Annotated in this window: 17 protein-coding genes; 14 read left to right on the top strand and 3 right to left on the bottom strand. The window is 63.5% G+C overall.

The window, feature by feature from the left end:
* Positions 1 to 11 precede the first annotated feature (11 nt).
* The 9 genes from carB (at position 12) to metK (ending at position 11,176) form a co-directional block, all read left to right on the top strand.
* Positions 12 to 3,353 (top strand): carbamoyl-phosphate synthase large subunit, encoded by a 3,342-nt coding sequence (gene carB / locus QYQ98_RS01550; RefSeq protein ID WP_302007029.1) that lies wholly within the window; start codon positions 12 to 14, stop codon positions 3,351 to 3,353.
* On the top strand, positions 3,354 to 4,211 hold the full coding sequence (gene pyrF, locus QYQ98_RS01545; RefSeq protein WP_302007028.1) for an orotidine-5'-phosphate decarboxylase: 858 nt from the start codon (positions 3,354 to 3,356) through the stop codon (positions 4,209 to 4,211).
* 218 nt (positions 4,212 to 4,429) lie between these two features.
* Positions 4,430 to 4,750 (top strand): integration host factor, actinobacterial type, encoded by a 321-nt coding sequence (gene mihF / locus QYQ98_RS01540; protein ID WP_087117996.1) that lies wholly within the window; start codon positions 4,430 to 4,432, stop codon positions 4,748 to 4,750.
* 3 nt (positions 4,751 to 4,753) lie between these two features.
* Positions 4,754 to 5,344: a guanylate kinase gene (gene gmk / locus QYQ98_RS01535; protein WP_302007027.1), complete on the top strand. Its 591-nt coding sequence runs from the start codon at positions 4,754 to 4,756 to the stop codon at positions 5,342 to 5,344.
* A gap of 6 nt (positions 5,345 to 5,350) precedes the next feature.
* Complete coding sequence (gene rpoZ / locus QYQ98_RS01530; protein ID WP_204211912.1) at positions 5,351 to 5,662, top strand: DNA-directed RNA polymerase subunit omega; 312 nt, start codon at positions 5,351 to 5,353, stop codon at positions 5,660 to 5,662.
* Between the two features lie 435 nt (positions 5,663 to 6,097).
* On the top strand, positions 6,098 to 6,760 hold the full coding sequence (locus QYQ98_RS01525) for a DUF3558 domain-containing protein (protein WP_302007026.1): 663 nt from the start codon (positions 6,098 to 6,100) through the stop codon (positions 6,758 to 6,760).
* A gap of 125 nt (positions 6,761 to 6,885) precedes the next feature.
* On the top strand, positions 6,886 to 8,574 hold the full coding sequence (locus QYQ98_RS01520) for a hypothetical protein (RefSeq protein WP_302007025.1): 1,689 nt from the start codon (positions 6,886 to 6,888) through the stop codon (positions 8,572 to 8,574).
* A gap of 24 nt (positions 8,575 to 8,598) precedes the next feature.
* Complete coding sequence (gene coaBC / locus QYQ98_RS01515; protein ID WP_302007024.1) at positions 8,599 to 9,849, top strand: bifunctional phosphopantothenoylcysteine decarboxylase/phosphopantothenate--cysteine ligase CoaBC; 1,251 nt, start codon at positions 8,599 to 8,601, stop codon at positions 9,847 to 9,849.
* A 112-nt stretch (positions 9,850 to 9,961) separates the two neighbouring features.
* On the top strand, positions 9,962 to 11,176 hold the full coding sequence (gene metK / locus QYQ98_RS01510) for a methionine adenosyltransferase (RefSeq protein ID WP_302007023.1): 1,215 nt from the start codon (positions 9,962 to 9,964) through the stop codon (positions 11,174 to 11,176).
* On the opposite strand, the gene QYQ98_RS01505 is transcribed toward metK, so the two are convergent.
* From QYQ98_RS01505 to QYQ98_RS01495, 3 genes are all read right to left on the bottom strand, one after another.
* Positions 11,173 to 12,135, bottom strand: a complete 963-nt coding sequence (locus QYQ98_RS01505) for a hypothetical protein (RefSeq protein ID WP_302007022.1) — start codon at positions 12,133 to 12,135, stop codon at positions 11,173 to 11,175. The two genes, metK and QYQ98_RS01505, sit on opposite strands and share 4 nt — an antisense overlap.
* A gap of 3 nt (positions 12,136 to 12,138) precedes the next feature.
* A complete protein-coding gene (locus tag QYQ98_RS01500) occupies positions 12,139 to 12,525 on the bottom strand; it encodes a hypothetical protein (protein WP_302007021.1) in 387 nt (128 codons plus the stop codon).
* A 61-nt stretch (positions 12,526 to 12,586) separates the two neighbouring features.
* Positions 12,587 to 13,525 carry a polysaccharide deacetylase family protein gene (locus QYQ98_RS01495; RefSeq protein WP_302007020.1) on the bottom strand — a complete coding sequence of 313 codons (939 nt, stop codon included), beginning with the start codon at positions 13,523 to 13,525 and terminating at the stop codon, positions 12,587 to 12,589.
* A 160-nt stretch (positions 13,526 to 13,685) separates the two neighbouring features.
* On the opposite strand from QYQ98_RS01495, the gene QYQ98_RS01490 reads away from it, so the two are divergent.
* The 5 genes from QYQ98_RS01490 (at position 13,686) to rpe (ending at position 19,453) form a co-directional block, all read left to right on the top strand.
* Positions 13,686 to 15,713 (top strand): primosomal protein N', encoded by a 2,028-nt coding sequence (locus QYQ98_RS01490; RefSeq protein ID WP_302007019.1) that lies wholly within the window; start codon positions 13,686 to 13,688, stop codon positions 15,711 to 15,713.
* Positions 15,714 to 15,765: 52 nt separating this feature from the next.
* Complete coding sequence (gene def / locus QYQ98_RS01485) at positions 15,766 to 16,272, top strand: peptide deformylase (protein WP_302007018.1); 507 nt, start codon at positions 15,766 to 15,768, stop codon at positions 16,270 to 16,272.
* 106 nt (positions 16,273 to 16,378) lie between these two features.
* Positions 16,379 to 17,332 (top strand): methionyl-tRNA formyltransferase, encoded by a 954-nt coding sequence (fmt, locus tag QYQ98_RS01480; protein ID WP_302007017.1) that lies wholly within the window; start codon positions 16,379 to 16,381, stop codon positions 17,330 to 17,332.
* Positions 17,333 to 17,457: 125 nt separating this feature from the next.
* Positions 17,458 to 18,780 (top strand): RsmB/NOP family class I SAM-dependent RNA methyltransferase, encoded by a 1,323-nt coding sequence (locus tag QYQ98_RS01475; protein WP_302007789.1) that lies wholly within the window; start codon positions 17,458 to 17,460, stop codon positions 18,778 to 18,780.
* 10 nt (positions 18,781 to 18,790) lie between these two features.
* The gene (rpe, locus tag QYQ98_RS01470) at positions 18,791 to 19,453 is read left to right on the top strand and encodes a ribulose-phosphate 3-epimerase (protein WP_302007014.1); all 663 of its coding nucleotides are present in this window, start codon (positions 18,791 to 18,793) and stop codon (positions 19,451 to 19,453) included.

Here is a 19,453-nt window from a genome sequence, read left to right as displayed (position 1 = left end):
GAAGGGAAACAATGAAACGCGACGACATCAACCACGTCCTGGTCATCGGCTCCGGCCCGATCGTGATCGGCCAGGCATGCGAGTTCGACTACTCCGGCACCCAGGCGTGCCGCGTGCTCAAAGAAGAGGGCCTGCGCGTCACGCTGATTAACTCGAATCCGGCGACGATCATGACCGATCCGGAGTTCGCCGACCACACATACGTCGAACCAATCCAGCCGGAATACATCGACAAGATCTTGGAGCGCGAGGCCGAGCAGGGAACTCCGGTCGACGCAATTCTGGCCACCCTCGGCGGCCAGACCGCGCTTAACGCCGCGATCCAGCTGGACCGCCAGGGCATCCTGTCCAAGCACGGTGTCGAGCTCATCGGGGCCAATATCGATGCCATCGAGCGCGGCGAGGACCGCCAGAAGTTCAAGGACATCGTGGCCAAGATCGGCGGTGAGTCCGCACGCTCCCGCGTTTGCTACAACATGGACGAGGTCAAAGACACGGTCGCCGAGCTCGGCCTACCCGTCGTTGTGCGCCCGTCCTTCACCATGGGCGGTCTGGGCTCTGGCCTAGCGTTCACCATGGAGGATCTCGAGCGCATCGCGGGCGACGGTTTGGAGGCGAGCCCGGAAGCGAACGTTCTTATCGAGGAATCGATTCTCGGTTGGAAGGAGTTCGAGCTCGAGCTTATGCGCGACGGCGACGACAATGTCGTGGTCATCGCCTCGATCGAGAACGTCGACGCGCTTGGCGTCCACACGGGTGACTCCGTCACGGTCGCGCCGGCGCTGACGCTGACGGACCGCGAGTTCCAGACGATGCGCGACCAGGGCATCGCGATCATCCGAGAGGTTGGCGTGGACACCGGCGGCTGCAATATCCAGTTCGCGGTGAACCCCGTCGACGGCCGCATCATCACTATCGAGATGAATCCGCGCGTGTCCCGCTCGTCGGCCCTCGCGTCCAAGGCCACCGGCTTCCCCATCGCCAAGATCGCGTCGAAGCTGGCCATCGGCTACACCCTCGATGAGATCACCAACGACATCACGGGAGTCACCCCGGCTGCCTTCGAGCCGACGCTCGATTACGTGATTGTGAAGATGCCGCGCTTCGCGTTCGAGAAATTCCCGGGTGCCGACGAGACCCTGGGCACCTCCATGAAGGCAGTGGGCGAGGCCATGGGCATTGGCCGCAACTACATCCAGGGCCTGAACAAGGTCATGCGGTCGATGGAGGATAAGCCGAATGGTTTCTGGACCAAGCCCGACCACTATTTCGCGGACGGCCGCGAAAACAATGTCGCAGCCGTGCTCGACGATCTGACCCGTCCGACGGACAAGCGCATGTACGACGTCGAGCTGGCTTTGCGCCTCGGCGCCACCATCGAGCAGGTCTACGAAGCAAGCGGCATCGACCCCTGGTTCCTTGCCGAGCTCAAGGCACTCATCGACTTTCGCCAGCAGCTTATCGACGCCCCCGTGCTCGACGCCGAACTGCTCCGCGAGGCCAAGGTGTACGGGTTGTCCGACTCCCAGATCGCTGCGCTGCGCCCGGAGCTCGCCGGTGAAGACGGAGTGCGCTCCCTGCGCTGGTCGCTTCGCATTCACCCCGTGTACAAGACCGTGGACACCTGCGCGGGCGAGTTCGAGGCGCAGACGCCGTACCACTACTCCGCGTACGAGTACGACCCGAACGCCGAATCTGAGGTGGAGGAGTCGGGCCGCGAGAAGGTCATCATTCTCGGTTCCGGCCCGAACCGCATTGGCCAGGGCATCGAGTTCGACTACTCGTGCGTGCACGCGGCTCTCGAACTCTCACGCGTCGGTTACGAGACCGTCATGGTCAACTGCAACCCGGAGACGGTGTCCACCGACTACGATACCGCTGACCGCCTCTACTTTGAGCCTCTGACGTTCGAGGACGTCATGGAGATCTACCGCGCGGAATCCGCGAGCGGCACCGTCGCAGGCGTGATTGTCCAGCTCGGTGGACAGACCCCGCTCGGTCTCGCGCAGAAGCTTGCCGACGCAGGCGTGCCCGTCGTGGGCACTACCCCCGAAGCCATCGACATGGCCGAGGACCGCGGCGAATTCGGCAAGGTGCTCGATGCCGCCGAGCTGCCGGCGCCGGCCTATGGCACCGCGACGTCTTTTGAAGGCGCCCGCGAAGTCGCCGACCGCATCGGTTACCCGGTTCTCGTGCGCCCTTCCTACGTTCTGGGTGGACGCGGCATGGAAATCGTCTATGACGAGGACAACCTGCGCGACTACATCGAGCGCGCCACGGAGCTCTCGCCGGATCACCCGGTGCTCGTGGACCGCTTCTTGGACAATGCCATCGAGATCGACGTCGACGTTCTTTGCGACGGAAACGACGTGTACCTCGGCGGCGTGATGGAGCACATCGAGGAAGCTGGTATCCACTCCGGCGACTCCGCCTGCGCTCTGCCGCCGATGACGCTAGGTCCGGACGACATTGACAAGGTCCGCCGCTCCGCGGAGGCGCTCGCGCACGGGATCGGTGTGAAGGGTTTGATGAACGTGCAGTTCGCTCTGAAGGACGACATCCTCTACGTCATCGAGGCTAACCCGCGCGCCTCCCGCACGGTTCCGTTCGTGTCTAAGGCCACTGGCGTGCACCTGGCCAAGGCTGCGGCGCGCATCATGCTCGGTTTGACCATCCAGGAACTGCGCGAGGAAGGGCTCATTCCGTCGAATTACGACGGCGGGTCCCTGCCGTTGGAGCACCCGATCGCTGTTAAGGAAGCGGTGCTCCCGTTCACCCGTTTCCGTCGCCCGGACGGAGCTCTGCTGGACACCATTCTCGGCCCTGAGATGAAGTCCACAGGCGAGGTTATGGGCCTGGCGCCGTCGTTCGGCGTCGCGTTCGCGAAGGCGGAGGCCGCCGCGTTCGGCGAGCTGCCCACTGAGGGCACCGTGTTCGTCTCCTTGGCCAACCGCGACAAGCGCACGCTGATCTTCCCGATCCAGCGCCTTTCCACCATGGGCTTCAAGGTGCTGGCGACCAAAGGCACCGCCCAGATGCTGCGCCGCAACGGCATCGAGTGTGAGGTGGTGCTCAAGGCGTCGGCGGTCCGCGAGGGCGCGGAAGGCAAATCGATCGTGGACCGCATCTTGGAAGGCGAGGTCGATTTGGTGCTGAACACCCCGGCGGGGTCCGCGGGTGCGCGCCACGACGGCTATGACATCCGCGCAGCGGCGGTGGTGTCGAGCGTTCCGATCATGACCACCGTGCAGGGTGTCACCGCAGCGGTCCAGGGGATCGAATCGCTGCGCGCGAATGAGATCACCGTGACCAGCTTGCAGGAGATCGAGCACAACGCGCAGGCGGCGAAGTAGATGGCGGAGCACACGCACCCGCGGAACTTCGGCAACCGCCTCGTTGAGGCAGGGGAGAAGTACGGCCGGCTCTGCGTCGGCATCGACCCACACGAATCGCTGCTCAGCGCATGGGGGTTGAACGCCGACATCGACGGGCTGCGGGAATTCTCGCTGCGCTGCGTCGAAGCTTTCGCAGGCCACGTGGCGCTGATCAAGCCTCAGGTGGCGTTCTACGAACGCTTCGGATCGGCCGGATTCGCCGTGCTGGAGGAAACGATCGCCGCATTGCGGGAGAGCGATTCGCTCGTGGTTGCCGACGCTAAGCGCGGTGACATCGGTTCGACAATGGAGGGCTATGCCTTGGCCTGGCTCGACTCGAACTCTCCGCTGTGTTGCGACGCCGTGACATTGACTCCGTATCTCGGTGTCGGTTCACTTGCCCCAGCCATTGAGCTGGCCGGCCGGGAGAACCGCGGAGTCTTCGTTATGTCCGCCAACTCCAACCCGGAAGCTGAAGATTTCCAGTCGCAGGTCCTCGACCGTAGCGGTGTCACCGTGGCGCAGCAGATGGTGGACGAATGTGCGGAGTACAACGTCGATAAGCGTGCGGATAGCGGGACGGAACCTGCCCTCGTAGGGCACGTGGGTGTCGTAGTCGGTGCGACGCTGGCTCATCCTCCGGCGCTCGACGATCTCAATGCTCCGGTGCTCATGCCGGGAGTCGGTGCGCAGGGAGCGACGATGGCTGATGTTGCGCGCATCGCCGGGGCGAACGCGCACCTCGTTTTCCCTAATGTGTCGCGTTCCGTGCTGTCCACGGGCCCCGCTGTCTCTGGCCTGCGTGAAGCTGCGAAATTGCTGGTGCTTCACGGCTAATCTCACCCTAAATATCGCGAACCCGAAAACTGCTGGTAGGTTATAGGCGTCGATGCGATGACGTGGCAAAATACGTCGACGATCATCGTGTCTGGAACCGCTCGGTGGTACAGTTGTCCCACGTCGACGAGTTGCAAGTGTGTAATTCTTTTGCGACAGTGTCGAATCGGTTCATAAGCTGGATCAGAATTTAACCCCTAACACATTGGAGGAACCCAGTGGCCCTTCCCGAATTGACCCCGGAACAGCGTCAGGAAGCTCTCGCTAAGGCTGCGGAAGCACGCAAGCAGCGTGCTGAGCTCAAGGCGTCCCTGAAACGCGGCGACACGAACCTCAAGGAAGTGCTGGAGAAGGCAGAGTCCGACGAGATCATCGGCAAGACCAAGGTCTCCGCTCTGCTCGAGGCGATGCCGAAGGTGGGCAAAGTCAAGGCCCGCGAGATCATGGAGGAGCTCGAGATCGCTCAGACCCGTCGTCTCCGCGGTCTCGGCGACCGTCAGCGTCGTGCTCTGCTCGAGCGCTTCGGTTTCGGGGAATAATCGGTGTCAAACACGAAAGGGAAGGGCCGGCTGGTTGTTTTGGCTGGCCCTTCCGCCGTTGGAAAGTCCACGGTGGTGCAGCGACTCCGCAAGGAAGTCGAGGACCTGTACTTCTCCGTCTCCATGACCACACGCGATCCGCGTCCGGGTGAAGTGGACGGCAAAGACTATTTCTTTGTCAGCCGCGATGACTTCCAGAACCGGATTGATGCGGGCGAGATGCTCGAGTGGGCTGACATTCACGGTGGTCTTCAACGCTCCGGCACTCCCGCTGCCCCGGTGAGGGAGGCCCTCGATGCGGGCCGCCCGGTGCTGGTCGAGGTCGACCTTGCAGGTGCCCGAAACATCAAGGAGATCATGCCGGAGGCGGTCACGGTCTTCCTTGCCCCGCCGTCGTGGGAGGTTCTCGTGCAGCGGCTGACCGGCCGCGCGACGGAGACCGAGGATGTGATTGCACGTCGATTGCAAACGGCGCGCGCTGAGCTCGCCGCTCAGGACGAGTTCGATGATGTCATTGTCAACAACGATCTGGATGAGGCTGTGCAGGGGATCAGTGATATTCTCTTGTGCGTCCAGCGTCCAAACAACGAGTAGGTGTGAGTGAGCAACGTGACCAACGATCTGGCTAATTCGGCAGAGACCGCCGATGTCAATGAGCAGGTGTACGACGCACCCGAAGGCATCACGGCCCCGCCTATTGATGAGCTGCTGACCAAGGTGTCCTCCAAGTATGCCCTGGTGATCTTCGCGGCCAAGCGTGCCCGCCAGATCAATAGCTACTACCAGGAGCAGGACGAGGGCGTGTTCGAGTTCATCGGCCCCCTGGTCACTCCGCAGCCGGGTGAGAAGCCGCTGTCCATTGCCCTCCGTGAGATCGAGCACGGTCTGCTGGAGCACGAGGAAGGCCAGTAGCCTTCTCGCGGCGGCTCAACCCCGTCTTTGTTTTCCGGGCACTTCAGTTGGGTGCCCGGTTTTTTATGCGCAGTCGGTGTTTCTTTCTTGGAATCTCTCGCCATACGGAGACTGTGGTGTCCTTTCGATCGGGCTTTCCAGGGAAGTCGCCGACGCGTGTTCCACAATTTTCAGCGTTCTGATCCGACCTCCAGCCGGAAGCGTTCCTTCGCCTATTTTTTGCCCGGAAATGTGGCGTCGACCACATGTTCTGGATCGCCAGTATTGAACCGCCCGACAGGTGCTTGCTTTGCCAGCGATGTCTACTGAAGTGGACAGCTTTCCGTTTCCCTTTCCCTTGACGCATGCCATCCTTGGTGCTGTCGGCCAGCACCACTACGAATACAGGCGCATCCGCCGCTAAGGGGGACGGGGGAGATGAGAATGCGACGCGGCATGACCACAGGTTGGGGGACCAAGGTTGACCGCGTGTTCTCCGCCGCATCGGGGGCTGTGTTGGTAGTGGCGCTGGCCGGCTGCTCGTTGGGAGGCTCAACTCTCGGTGGTATCGAAGCCGCTCCATCCAGCCCGTCGTCTGCTGTCACCCAATCCGCGGATGACCAACCCAGTCCTGCCCCCGACGAACCACCTGCCTTCCACTTCCGCAGCGGCGATCTCATCCTCGGGGACTTCACCTACGACGACGTCGCCGGGAACATATTCAACCCCTGCGAGGAGATCACCGCCGAGGAGTTCGCCGCGATCGGGTTTGAGATGGATGGGAGGACACGGAGTGACGAGACCAAGGGGTTACGAGGGTGCGCTCTTAAGCCTGTGGTTTCCGATTTTCGCAGTTATGTCATAACCGGTGGATCTGGAAACTTTCAGAGCACCAAAGCAGACAGGAAGTTAGTTAGGCAAAATGCATCTTCGATTTTGCCTAACGCCTACACGTACGTGCATCTCGATCGTGATGATGATGTTTGCGGTGCTGCCGTGGATACTTCGAGAGGCCAGTTCGGGATTGGCGTTGGCCAGATCGAAGGAGCACAACCACGCGAAGCATTTTGTGAGCGGGCAATAGAAGTCTTAGAGGCGTTTTACCAGCTCGAACCATAGGGGGGATTATGAAAATAGTAAGTGGTGAGATCCAGAGCGGGATCGACAAGTTAAATCAAGCAGTTGGCGCAATCACTGAGGCTTCGTTATTCGGATTGCTGGCTGGTGGAAGATCCTTCTCGCAAGTGTCCGGTCTAGACGAATCAGGACTGATGCACGGCAGTATCAGGTCGGACAGTGAGCCGGAGGCGACCAAGGGGTTGGCGCAGCATTTTAATAATGCAGTCGACTTGCTGACAGCGCAGTTGCTGGGGTTCCAGATGGCGGACGCTAGCTTTGCGGACGTGCTGGGCAACGTCGGGGGAAAGGTGATGAACGGCGGTTACCGGGCTGTGATCGATGACGTAAGCACAGCGGACCCGATCGTTAACGCATTCGACGCGACGAACCCGGTTGCGGGTCGGCCCAACAGCTTGGAATCGTTGAACGTGCAGCTGATGGCCACAGACACAGCGTCGATGTCTGGGATGTCTTTGGACTGGGCAGACACCGCAGCGACGATTGGTGAAGCACTGTCCTACATTCCCGCGGCTATCGGGGATCTCCAAGGCTCAGCGGAAACAGAATCGATCGCGCGGGCCATCCAACACCTCGGACAGGTGGAAGCGGCTGGATCCGAGTACATGGCAAATGCCGGTGCGCTGTCAGCGCACACCGCCAATCTCGTCACTGTGGCGGAAGCGAATTCGCTCCAAGCAGCGGCAGCGCTAGCGGTGGTGCGGAGTACACCTAACCCGGGTGTTGCGAAGGCTTTGGAGGAATCCTTCCTGGCTGCGTTCTCACCGAAACTCACCACTGAACTCGTACCGGTCACGCCGCTCTTCACACAACTGCTGCCAGAACTCGGCGCACCGAATGGGGCCGGCACGGATCAATCAGGGGCGCTCGCTCCCGCCGCACCGGCATTCGACAACTCACCGCTGCCAAAGGTCGTGCAACAGGCACTGTCCAACGCCGGGTACAGGGACTTGGCCTACGCGTCGACTCCAACACAGGTCGTGGAGCAATTCGGGCGACCGAACCCAGACATGCTGGAGTCGATCGCTGCAGGTGCAACACCGACTCAAGCGGCAAGCGCAGCAGCGCCGAGTCTGCCACCGTCATTGAACGCTGCACCGGCGGGGGCACTGCCCGGAGGGGGAACCGTGGCTGTGCCGGGAGCTGGATCGGGCACGGGATTAATGGGCAATGCGCCAGGGCATATTGCGGTCCCGGCCGCCGGTCCAGCCACACGGTCAGGTGGGGCTAAGGGTGGACCCGGAGCAATGAGCAAACTCAACGGCCTGGGTGCGCCCCAACCGGGGTCTGCAGGGTCGGTGACTCGTGCGGCGGGGCCCGGGGGAGCGGGGGCCTGTGGTGCGGGTCCAAGTGGAAACTCCTTGGCCAGTCCCCGCGGCGCCTCCGGCGCTGTCGGAGGGGGCCGGGCAGGCGGTCTCGGGGGATTCGCTGGAACCGGAGGTGCTCTCGGTTCCTCGGGAGCGTTCGGCGCGGGCGGCGGTGTCGCCGGCCCCGTCGGCGGAATGGGAGCAGGTTCAGGCACTGGCATGGGGCCAGGCGGTGCCGGCCCAGGTGGGAACACTGTCATCAGTGGTGCTCAAGCCGGAAATTCCCAATCGGGCGCACGCGGAGGAGTCGCGGGAGGTCCGGGAATGTACGGCGCGGGACAGCAAGGTACTGGAAAAAATAAGCGCGGCAAGGTGCAAGCCGTGACGTCTGCAGTGGAACGGGAAGGCAACCTCAAAGCCCTGCTGGGCGAGGCACCCGAAGTCGTGCCCGGCGTGATCGGGGCGTGGGTGCGTCAGCCCCGGACCTAGAACCGGTGGGTAAGCTCGGGGGCCATGAGCCCAGAGCCCGAAAAGAACACGCACACCCCCCGGAACGTCGTCGTCGGAGTGGCGGGCGGCATTGCCGCTTACAAAGCCTGTCACCTTGTTCGAGAGTTCACCGAGGCAGGTGACAACGTCCGCGTTGTTCCAACGCCCGCCGCTTTGAACTTTGTCGGTGCGGCCACCTTCGAGGCCCTTTCCGGGCGTCCGGTGGACACCGGGGTGTTTTCCCGGGTGGATGAGGTGCAGCATGTCCGGGTCGGCAAAGAAGCGGATCTCATTGTCATCGCCCCGGCCACTGCGGACACCATCGCGCGGATCGCGGCGGGGCGCGCAGATGATTTATTGACGGCTACGGTCCTCGTCGCCACGTGCCCGGTCGTGCTCGCCCCGGCAATGCACACGGAGATGTGGGAAAACCCCGCGACCCAGGACAATGTGGCGACTCTCCGCGGCCGCGGGATCACGGTTCTTGAACCGGCACGCGGGCGTCTCACCGGCACCGACTCCGGGGCAGGGCGCATGCTCGAAGCAGCTCAGATCGCTGAGATGGCTCTTACAGTGCTCGAAGCCGGTTCGTTCTCCCGCTCACTGGAGGGCAAGAAGGTCGTCATCAGCGCGGGCGGAACCCAAGAGAATATCGACCCGGTGCGGTTCATCGGCAACCGATCCTCAGGCCGCCAGGGCTACGCGTTGGCAGATATCGCAGCACACCGCGGTGCAGAGGTCACCATCGTCGCCGGGGACACTGACGCGTTGGACACCCCGCCGGGAGCCGACATCGTCACAGTCCGCTCCACCCGCGAGATGAAAGAGGCCGTTGATGCGGCATCGACTGACGCGGACATTGTCATCATGGCAGCTGCTGTCTCCGATTACCGCCCGGAGAATGAGGCCAGCTCGAAACTGAAGAAGGGCCAGTCCGACGGTGCACTGGCCACCCTGCATCTGGTGGAAAACCCGGACATCTTGAAGGGGCTCGTCGACAAGCGAAAAGCGGGGGAGACCGATGCCGTTATTGTCGGGTTCGCGGCTGAGACCGACAACCCGCTCGAGTACGGCCAGGCGAAGCTGGAGCGTAAGGGAGCGGACATGCTTATGGTCAACTCGGTGGCGGGAGGTGCCGTGTTCGGTGAAGCGCGCAACAGTGGTTGGCTCATCGGACGCGACGGGGCCATAGAAGAGATTACCGATGGTCCGAAGCATGTGGTGGCAGCGCGGATCTGGGACGCCATCGAGAAGTTGACTCAAAGCAGACCGTGAGGTTGGAATCCTTAGACAGCTTGGTCTATTCTGGTGGGCGCGAAACGAACCTCGCGTGACAATGATTGTCAGAGAACCAGACAGCCGTCTCACACAAAGGACCAGGTACACGATGACTGACCCGTACTACCGCCTGTTCACCAGCGAATCCGTCACTGAAGGGCACCCCGATAAGATTTGCGATGCCATTTCGGACACGATCCTCGACGACATGCTCGCTCAGGACCCGTTTTCCCGCGTCGCCGTGGAGACGTTGGTGACAACCGGCCAGGTTCACGTCGTTGGCGAGGTGACCACCAAGGCATACTCCAACATTGCCAAACTGGTGCGGGACAAGCTCGTCGAGATCGGGTTCATCTCCTCCGAGGTCGGCTTTGACGGCCGCACGTGCGGCGTGAACATCGCTATCGGCGACCAGTCCGCGGAAATCTCCGACGGTGTCACGGATTCCCTCGAAGTCCGCTCCAACGCGTCAACGGGTGCAGAGGATCAAGCCGGCGCGGGCGACCAGGGCCTCATGTTCGGCTACGCCACCGATGAGACCGAGGAACTCATGCCCATTCCGATTTCCACCGCTCACCGTCTTTCGCGCCGTCTGACACAGGTGCGCAAACAGGGCATCGTCGAGGGGCTGCGTCCGGACGGGAAGACCCAGGTCACCTTCGCGTATGACGGCGAGACACCCGTCTACTTGGACACCGTGGTCATTTCGACTCAGCACGACCCCGACTTCAACGGCGATGCTCTCGAGTCCGCGCTGCGCGAGCACGTTCTGGAATGGGTGATTGAGGATGCGGGCTTGACGCAGTACTACACCCCTGAGACCACGCTGTTGGTCAACCCGTCCGGCTCCTTCGTCCTCGGCGGACCGATGGGCGATGCCGGCTTGACGGGCCGCAAGGTCATTGTGGACACCTACGGCGGAATGGCTCGCCACGGCGGCGGCGCTTTCTCCGGCAAGGATCCGTCAAAGGTGGACCGTTCCGCCGCATACGCGATGCGCTGGGTGGCCAAGAATATCGTCGCGGCGGGTCTGGCCAAGCGTGTCGAGGTCCAGGTCGCCTACGCCATCGGCCGCGCGGCGCCGGTGGGTTTGTACGTGGAGACGTTTGGCACTGCCGCAGAGGGGCAGACGGACGAGACCATCCAGCAGGCGGTGGAGAAGGTCTTCGATCTGCGCCCGACCGCGATCATCCGCGAGCTGGATTTGCTGCGACCGATTTACGCCGATACTGCCGCGTACGGGCACTTCGGACGCACCGATGTGGATTTCCCGTGGGAGGCCACGAACAAGGTCGACGACTTGAAGGCCGCCGCAGGTCTCTAGCGCTCTGACCGCCCCGGTTTCATGTGAGCCGGGGCGTCGCTGTTTGTCGAGCGTTCCGTGCCGGGCAAGGCGCCAGCACCGTTCGACGGCACTGTGCGGCTGGCGGCGGTGCTATTGCTGCGCCACTGCTCTTTCTCTGCCTCGGATTTCCGGTAATTACGCAAGGCGATCAGGCCCACCGCGATTCCGATGACAATGGGCACCCAAATCTTGGAGTACTCCATTGCGACCTGCACCCATTCCGGCAGCTCGGGAAGAGAGGGTAGGTCGATATTCGGCGTCGGCAGCGTCACCTGAGGCAGTTCCGGAACAGGCAGGTCCACGTGAGGGAGAGTCAACTCCGGGACATCCCAATCAGGGAGAAATTGCGCCAGCCAGTTGAAGAATTTGCCCACCAGCGGCCCGAGCACAATCACGGCAATGGCCCAGCCCGCCTTGCCTAGTCCTTCCGCCATCGGAATCACCGCGCGTTTCACGGGGCTGGACTGCATCATGTCTCGGCGTCGCTCGCCCTTGGAGCCGGCGGGTGGATCGAACTCGACAATGGAGTCGCCTTCACGGAATTCGATTTGCAGGATGTCCTTGAAGTAGTTCACCTGTAGGCGCAGGTGGGGTTTTGAGCGGTCGACGCCCAAACCGACGAAAGTCTCCAGCGCATCCGGCTTGGGGTGCCCGAACAGGGGAATCCGCGTGGAGCCCTGTTCCAGGCTGGAGTACTGGTGCTGCACCGCGCCGTCGACAAGCACCTGCAACCGCAACGGCGGGTTCTGGCGGAATTCGGACAACCGCTGCCACGGCTTCGCGCTGGCGGGTGCGCGGGTACCGGCACCGGGCTGGTCCGCGAATTTCTTTGGCAGCTCACCGGGCCAATCGGGATCGAGCGCGCGGAAGTCTTTGTCGAAGCCGGACCGCACTTCGATGGGGCCGTATTCGGGGTGGTTAAGAACCCACGTCTCCATCGTTTAACCTTCCTTCGAGCTGGCACCCGCCAGCTGACCAGCGAGGAAGGTGAACGCCGCGGCGACAAGCACGGCCCCTAAGAAATAGATGACGGTTCCGTCGTTGAAATACAACAGCTTCGCAGCCAGGAACGCCACGCCCGCCAGGACAGGAAGGGACCAGGTCGGGCGGTACGTCCAGCCGTCGATGAAGCCGAACACCGCGGCCGCGCCGAAAATCAGCGCGATGGACGCCGCTACAGCGTGATCTTCGCCAGCAGCGGGGATGAGAATCAGCGGTCCGAGTAAGTAAACCGCGAACATGACGTACGGCGTGGCACGCTGTGCGCCCGTCCGCGCGCCTTTCTGCTCTTCGTGCTTATCGACGTCTACCGCAACCGATTCACCCATGCCTCGAACTTATGGGAGTGAAACTGTTATTTCAACGTGGCGGCGCTCAAGCGCGAGCCGGTTACTCGGCGTTGGTGTAGGTGCGCCCCGGCACCGGCTGGACTAGTTCATCGAGCGTCACTGGACGTAAACCCTTTTCGCGGAGACCGTCGATAATGCACGGTGTCGCGTCCACCGTGCTCGGGTGGATGTCGTGCATGAGAATGATCGAACCGGCGGTGGCGTTGTCCACCGCGTTACGGCACGTGATGTCGGCATTGCGGTTCTGCCAGTCCGCGGTGTCCACGTCCCAGAGAGCGAGGCTGAGGCCGTGCTGGCCGGCGATGGATGCTACGCGCTCGTCGGTTGCACCGTAGGGTGGGCGGAGCCAGTGCGGCTTCGTCCCCAGCGCAGACTCAATAGCCTTGTCAGTTTCGCCGAGCTCAGCTGAAATCCTCTCGTCCGAGATGGCGTTTAGCTGCGGGTGGTTGTAGGAGTGGTTTGCTACGAGGTGGCCCTCGTCGCGCTCTCGGCGGAGGATCTCCGGGAATGCGTCGGAGTTCCCGCCGATGGCGAAGAACGTGGCCTTGATGTTTTTGCTCTTCAGAATGTCCAGCAGCCGCGTGGTGGTGTCCGGCGACGGTCCGTCATCGTACGTGATGGCCACCGTGTTTGTGCAGGCCGGCGGCGCTTCGGGTGCTTTCTTCTTGCGACCGTCGGTGTCGAAGCACATCGAAGCTGTCTGCGGCAGCGGTTGTGTGCGGGGCAGCGGCATGTGCTGAAACGGGCGAAGCTCGTCGGGGATTGCCTTGCGCACGTCGGTGGGAAGCGCGTTGTACGCCTGGCGCATCCCGCTTTGAATCCCGGAATCCAGGTGCTGGGCAGCCGTGGAACTCAACGCCGTCGGGGCCGGAGTCAACGACGGGCCCGGGGCAGAGGACAACGGGGCAGCGGTAGCCGGGTTGGCAATGAGAGCGGAAGTCAGAACTGCCAAGGACGAGGCGATCAGAGAACGTTTCACAGCGATGCGCGTACTTTCAAACGACGAATGGTTGAAAACGAGTTGATTATGCGTCCTAAACCCCCTTTCTGCAAGCATGCGCACATGAAATTAGCGCGGTTGGCCCAGGAGATTCGCAGGGGACGGGGGTGTGGTCAAGGCGGCCGTTACACTCTGGTGCATGTCGGAAAACTCCAGCAGCGCGCCCGCCGCGGTCGACCCGGTCGCCCGTGTGCTTCCGCTGCTGGGGTTGCCGCATTTGGACCGGGTTTTCGACTACCTGGTTACGGAAGCGCAGTCGGCCGACGCCCAAGCGGGTGTTCGCGTACGCATCCGGTTCGCCGGCAGGTTGGTGGATGCGCTGGTGCTCGCCCGGGCAGCTGACTCGGAACACGAGGGCAAGTTGCGTTTCATTGAGCGTGTGGTGTCTCCCGAGGTGGTCTATCCGGCCCAAATGCGCGAGCTGGTCGACGCCTTAGCTGACCGCTACGCCGGCACGCGGTCCGACATCATCCGGTCCGCTATTCCCGCGCGGCACGTGAAGGCGGAGGCGACCGATACTTCTACGCCCTGGGAGGAACTCGGGACCGCCGAGGAGCCTGATCTGTCTGGGTGGAGCGCTTACACGCACGGGGAGTCCTTCGTCGACGCTGTCGTCAGCGGAACTGTGGCCCGCGCTGCCTGGCAGATCGCGCCTGGGGACGACTGGGCCGATGCGTTGGCGGCGCTCGCCGCCAAGGTCGCTTCAGGCGGGGGCGGCGTCCTCATCGTAGTACCGGACCAGAGGGACGTGGACCGGGTGAATGCCGCCCTGCGGAAGGTCGTGGGGCCGCGTCAGATCACAACGCTCACCGCCTCGCTCGGACCGCAGGCGCGCTACAGCCGGTTCCTGTCGGTGCTCCACGGCCAGGGGCGGTTGGTTGTGGGGACTCGGTCGGCGGCGTTCGCGCCGGTGAACGACCTCCAGTTGGCTGTGGTGATGTTCGACGGCGACGATTCGTTGGTGGATCCCCGGGCGCCGTACACGCATGCGCGGGAGGTGCTGACAACCCGGTCGGCGGTGGAGAAGTGCTCCCTCGTCATTGGCGGCCACTCCCGCACGGCTGAAACTCAGCTGCTGGTGGAATCCGGCTGGGCGCACGATCTTCTCGCTCCACGGACGGCATTGCGCACTCGCTCCCCGCACATTCACGCCGCTGGCGACAGCGATTTCGAGTTGGAGCGCGACCCGCGTTCCGGCGCGGCACGGTTGCCGTCCGCCGCATTCGAGGCTGCCCGGCGCGCGTTGGCCGCAGACAAGCCGGTCCTCTTCCAAGTGCCTCGTGCCGGCTACGTCCAGTCCCTGGCGTGCGTGATCTGCCGCACTCCGGCTCGGTGCCGCGCGTGCAATGGGCCGCTGGGGTTGCCGTCGGGCAATGAGGCGGCGGCTCCGACGTGCCGGTGGTGCGGGCGGATGGACAGTGCATTTGTGTGCTTGAACTGCGGTTCCCACCGTCTGCGCGCTGTGGTGGTGGGCACCCAGCGGACTGCGGAAGAGCTGGGTCGGGCTTTCGCGCCGCAGAAGGTGATCTCCTCATGGGGCGAGCGCATTCTTGATTCAGTGCCGGATGCCCCCGCGATCGTTGTGGCGACACCGGGGGCAGAGCCCCGCGTCGCCGACGGCGGAAAATACGGCGCAGCCGTGCTCCTCGACACATGGGCGTTGCTCGGCCGCCCGGACTTGCGTGCCGAGGAAGAAACGATGGCGAAATGGATGGCTGCCGCCACACTCGTCGCCCCGCACGGAAAGGGCGGGGAGGTTGTTGTGGTTGCCGATGCGGCGCTGCCCGTGGTCCAGCATCTGATCCGGTGGGATGCCGCGGGGCACGCCGCCGCCGAGCTCGCGCAGCGTCGCGAGGTGCGTTTCCCTCCTGCCGTCCACATGGCCGCGGTGGACAGTCCCCGTGATTCGCTCACCGATTTCCTCGAGCACATCGATCTGCCCGCGGATGTGGACATCCTGGGCCCGGTCGATCTCCCGCCGGGAGCGGACTTGCCGGGTGAATGGGACGAGCGCGCGGCGGGCACCGCGCAGCGCGTTCTCATCCGCACCCCGCTGTCCACGCGCACGGCGCTGGGCAAATCCTTGCGTGCCGCGGCGGTGAACCGGGCCACCCGCAAGCAGGACCTGCCGTTGCGCATCCAGGTCAATCCGATGCACATCGGCTAGCCCGATGCACCCCGGCGCCCACCGTGCCGGGTGGCACGTAGACTTGGCTGCCATGACCATCCGTCCCATCAGGATCTTCGGCGATCCGATCTTGAACACGCAGGCCGCGCCCATCGAGCTTTTCGACGACGCACTCATCCGCCTCGTCCGCGACATGCTCGAGACAATGGACGATGCCGGCGGAGTGGGTTTGGCCGCCAACCAGATCGGACTGGCCCAGCGGGTGTTCGTGTACGACTGCGATGGCATGCGCGGGGCCCTGATCAACCCTGAGTGGGAGCCCATCGACGACGTTGTTCAAGTCGGCCCGGAGGGGTGCCTGTCCATTCCTGACCTCCAAGCGGACGTGGAACGCCACGAGACAGTGGTGGCCCGTGGCCGCGACGAGTACGGCAGGCCGGTGACCTTGCGTGCGAACGGCCTGCTTGCACGCTGCATCCAGCACGAGACCGACCACTTGGACGGGGTGCTGTTCTTGCGCCGCCTGGATCCGGCGGTGCGCCAGGAAGCGATGCAGATAATCCGCGGCATGGACTGGTTCAGCGGAGCTGAAGAGTAAAAACGCGCAACAGCCGGTTGCAGCAGTCCTTGGGTGAGCCACGAGCAGCCCGAGGATGAGGACAAAGAAGACATCCACAGCAGGGAAACAGGAGAGGACGAGATAGATGCGTGTGGTTTTCGCGGGAACCCCGGAGCCGGCGGTGGTGGCGCTGGAAAAGTTGATCGCTTCTGATCATGAGGTGGTGGCGGTGCTCACCCGGCCCGACGCCAAGAAGGGGCGCGGCCGCACGCTCCACCCCTCGCCGGTCAAGGCGCTGGCCCAAGAGCACGGGATTGAGGTGCTTACGCCGGACAAGCTCAAGGGATACGATGAGATCAAAGAGACGCTGAAGAGGTTCGCGCCGGATGCGATCCCAGTTGTCGCTTACGGCAATCTCATCCCCGAGGATTTCTTGGATATCCCCGTGCACGGCTGGATCAACCTCCATTTCTCCTTGCTGCCGCGCTGGCGTGGAGCGGCCCCGGTGCAGGCCGGCATTCTCCACGGCGATGAATACAGCGGTGCCACCACGTTCCGCATTGATCCCGGGCTGGACACCGGCGATATTCTGCTCCAGGAGCCGGAGCTCATCCGGCCGGACGACACAGCGGACGACCTGCTCACCCGCCTGGCGTATTCGGGCGGCGATCTGCTCGTGCGCACAATGGACGACCTTGCCAGCGGTCACGCCACCTTCACTCCGCAGGAAGGGGAAGCCACGTACGCGCCGAAGATCAGCAAGGACGACGCCCGCATCGACTGGACCACACACGCCGCCGAGATCGACCGTGCGATCCGCGCCTACACCCCCGGTCCGGGCGCATGGACGACGTTTGACGGGGATCGAATCAAGGTCGGCCCCGTCGCCACTGTGAGCGGAGCTTCTGGGGAGCCGATCCTCGTACCAGGGCAGATCGAGGTGGCGAAGAACGCCGTGCGCGTGGGCACAGGCACCACGGCAGTCGAGCTCAGGATGATTCAGCCAGCGGGAAAGAAGATGATGCCCGCCGCCGATTGGGCGCGCGGGCTCCAGGACACTGAGGGCACTGAGGCCACTGAGGGAGTGAGGTTCGAGTGAGCGGAGGTTTCCGGTCGCGCACCAGGCGCGCGAAAGAGCAGGTGGAGAATGAAGCGGTTCATGGGCAGGCGCAGGGCCCAGTGAAGCGTGGGGGTGCGACGCGATGGGCGCAAAGAGCCGGTCATATCGGTGATTCAGCCCGCCAAGCTGCCTTTGACGCCGTGCTGCGCGTTGAAACGGAAGATGCGTTCGGCAACCTTGTTCTGCCCCAGATTCTGCGCGAACGGAAGATTAAGGGCCGCGATACCGCCTTCGCCACTGAAATCGCCTACGGGACGCTGCGCAGCCTGGGCGTGCTCGACGCCGTTATTGCCGACTGCTCCTCCCGCAGACTCGAAGACCTCGACCCCGCAGTGCTGACCGCGCTGCGTCTGGGCACCTACCAACTGCTGTTCACGCGAGTGGACGCCCACGCGGCGGTTGACACATCCGTTCGCCTCGCGGAAGCTGCCGGCGCTGGAAAAGCGAAGGGCTTTGTCAACGGTATTCTCCGGACAATTTCCCGCTCGAGTCTGGACAGCTGGATGGAGAAGCTCACTCCGGCAGACAAGATCGCGGCAGTCGCGTTTCGCACCGCACACCCGGAGTGGATCGCCCGTTCCTTCGCCAATGTGCTGGGGGAGGACGAACTCGAAGCGGCTCTCGAGGCTGATTCGCAGCGCCCGATCGTGCACCTTGTCGCCCGCCCCGGCGAAATGTCGGCGGAGGAGCTCGCACTTGTCACCGGCGGGGAGGAAGGGAAATACAGCCCATACGCCGTGTACCTAACCGAGGGCGGCGACCCGGGCTCGCTCGAGCCGGTGCGCGACCGGATGGCGGCCGTGCAGGACGAAGGGTCCCAGCTCATCGCCCGGGCTGTAGCGGAGATTTCGGTGGATGACGATGGTGGTCGCTGGCTCGACCTGTGCGCCGGCCCGGGTGGCAAGGCTGCGTTGATGGGCTCGCTTGCCGCGATCGACGGCGCGCACGTCGACGCTGTTGAGGTCAGTTTCACCCGTGCGGATCTCATCCGGAAGTCCACCGAAGGCATGCCGGTGACGGTGCACGTCGCCGACGGACGCGACCCGGGTCTCGAGCAGGGCTTCGACCGCGTTCTGGTGGACGCGCCGTGCTCCGGTCTCGGTGCCTTGCGCCGCCGGCCGGAAGCCCGCTGGCGCAAGAGTGAAGCGGGCATCGCTGAGCTCAACGAGCTGCAGTCCGCGCTCCTCGCCTCCGCGGTGAACCTGACCAAGCCCGGCGGGGTCGTCGTGTACTCCACGTGCTCGCCGGATGAGAGGGAGACGAGGGGGATCGTGGATAAGCAGCTTGCGCACGGCAATGTCGACGAGATCGACGTGCGTGACGTTCTACCGGACATGGGCGAGCTCGGGTCTCACCTCAGCGCGCAGATGTGGCCTCACCGCCACGGCACGGACGCGATGTTCGTCGCCGCGCTGCGCAAGCGTTAGTCTTGGGCCCATGATCTACATCGCCCCGTCGATCCTCGCCGCCGACTATGCAAATCTGGGTGAGGACGTGCGCAAAGTGCCGTCCGCGGACCTGATCCACGTCGACATCATGGACGGTCACTTCGTGCCCAACCTTTCCTTCGGGCCCGATGTGACCAAGGCCGTTGACGGGGTCACCGAGCAGTTCCTGGACATCCACATGATGATCGAGGAGCCGGAACGCTGGTTTGAGACCTACATCAAGGCCGGTGGCGACCGTCTGGTCTTCCATATTGAGGCGACCGACGACCACATCACCGCCGCTAAGCAGCTCCACGACTTGGGTGTCGAAGCCGGTTTCGCCATCAAGCCCGGCACGCCGATCGAGCCGTACCTCGACGACCTCGAGCACTTCGAGCAGGTCATGGTCATGAGCGTCGAACCGGGATTCGGCGGCCAGAAGTTTATGCCAGAGGTGCTCGCCAAGGTCGCCGCACTGCGCGAACATATCGAGGATGCTGGCTTATCGACGGTCATCGGCATCGACGGCGGCATCTCCCAATCCACTATCGCCCTGGCAGCCGAGGCTGGCGTCGATGCCTTCGTTGCGGGTTCAGCCGTGTTCGAGGCAGAGGATCCGTCCGAGGCCGTAGAGACTCTCCGCGATCTCGCCCGCGTCGCGGCGCAGCGCTAG

Origin of the sequence: Corynebacterium sp. P3-F1, from assembly GCF_030503635.1 — a bacterium.
In the GTDB taxonomy this organism is placed as follows: Bacteria; Actinomycetota; Actinomycetes; order Mycobacteriales; family Mycobacteriaceae; genus Corynebacterium.
Note: the sequence above shows the minus strand (reverse complement) of the source record. Positions and strands in the feature narration are given on the sequence as shown.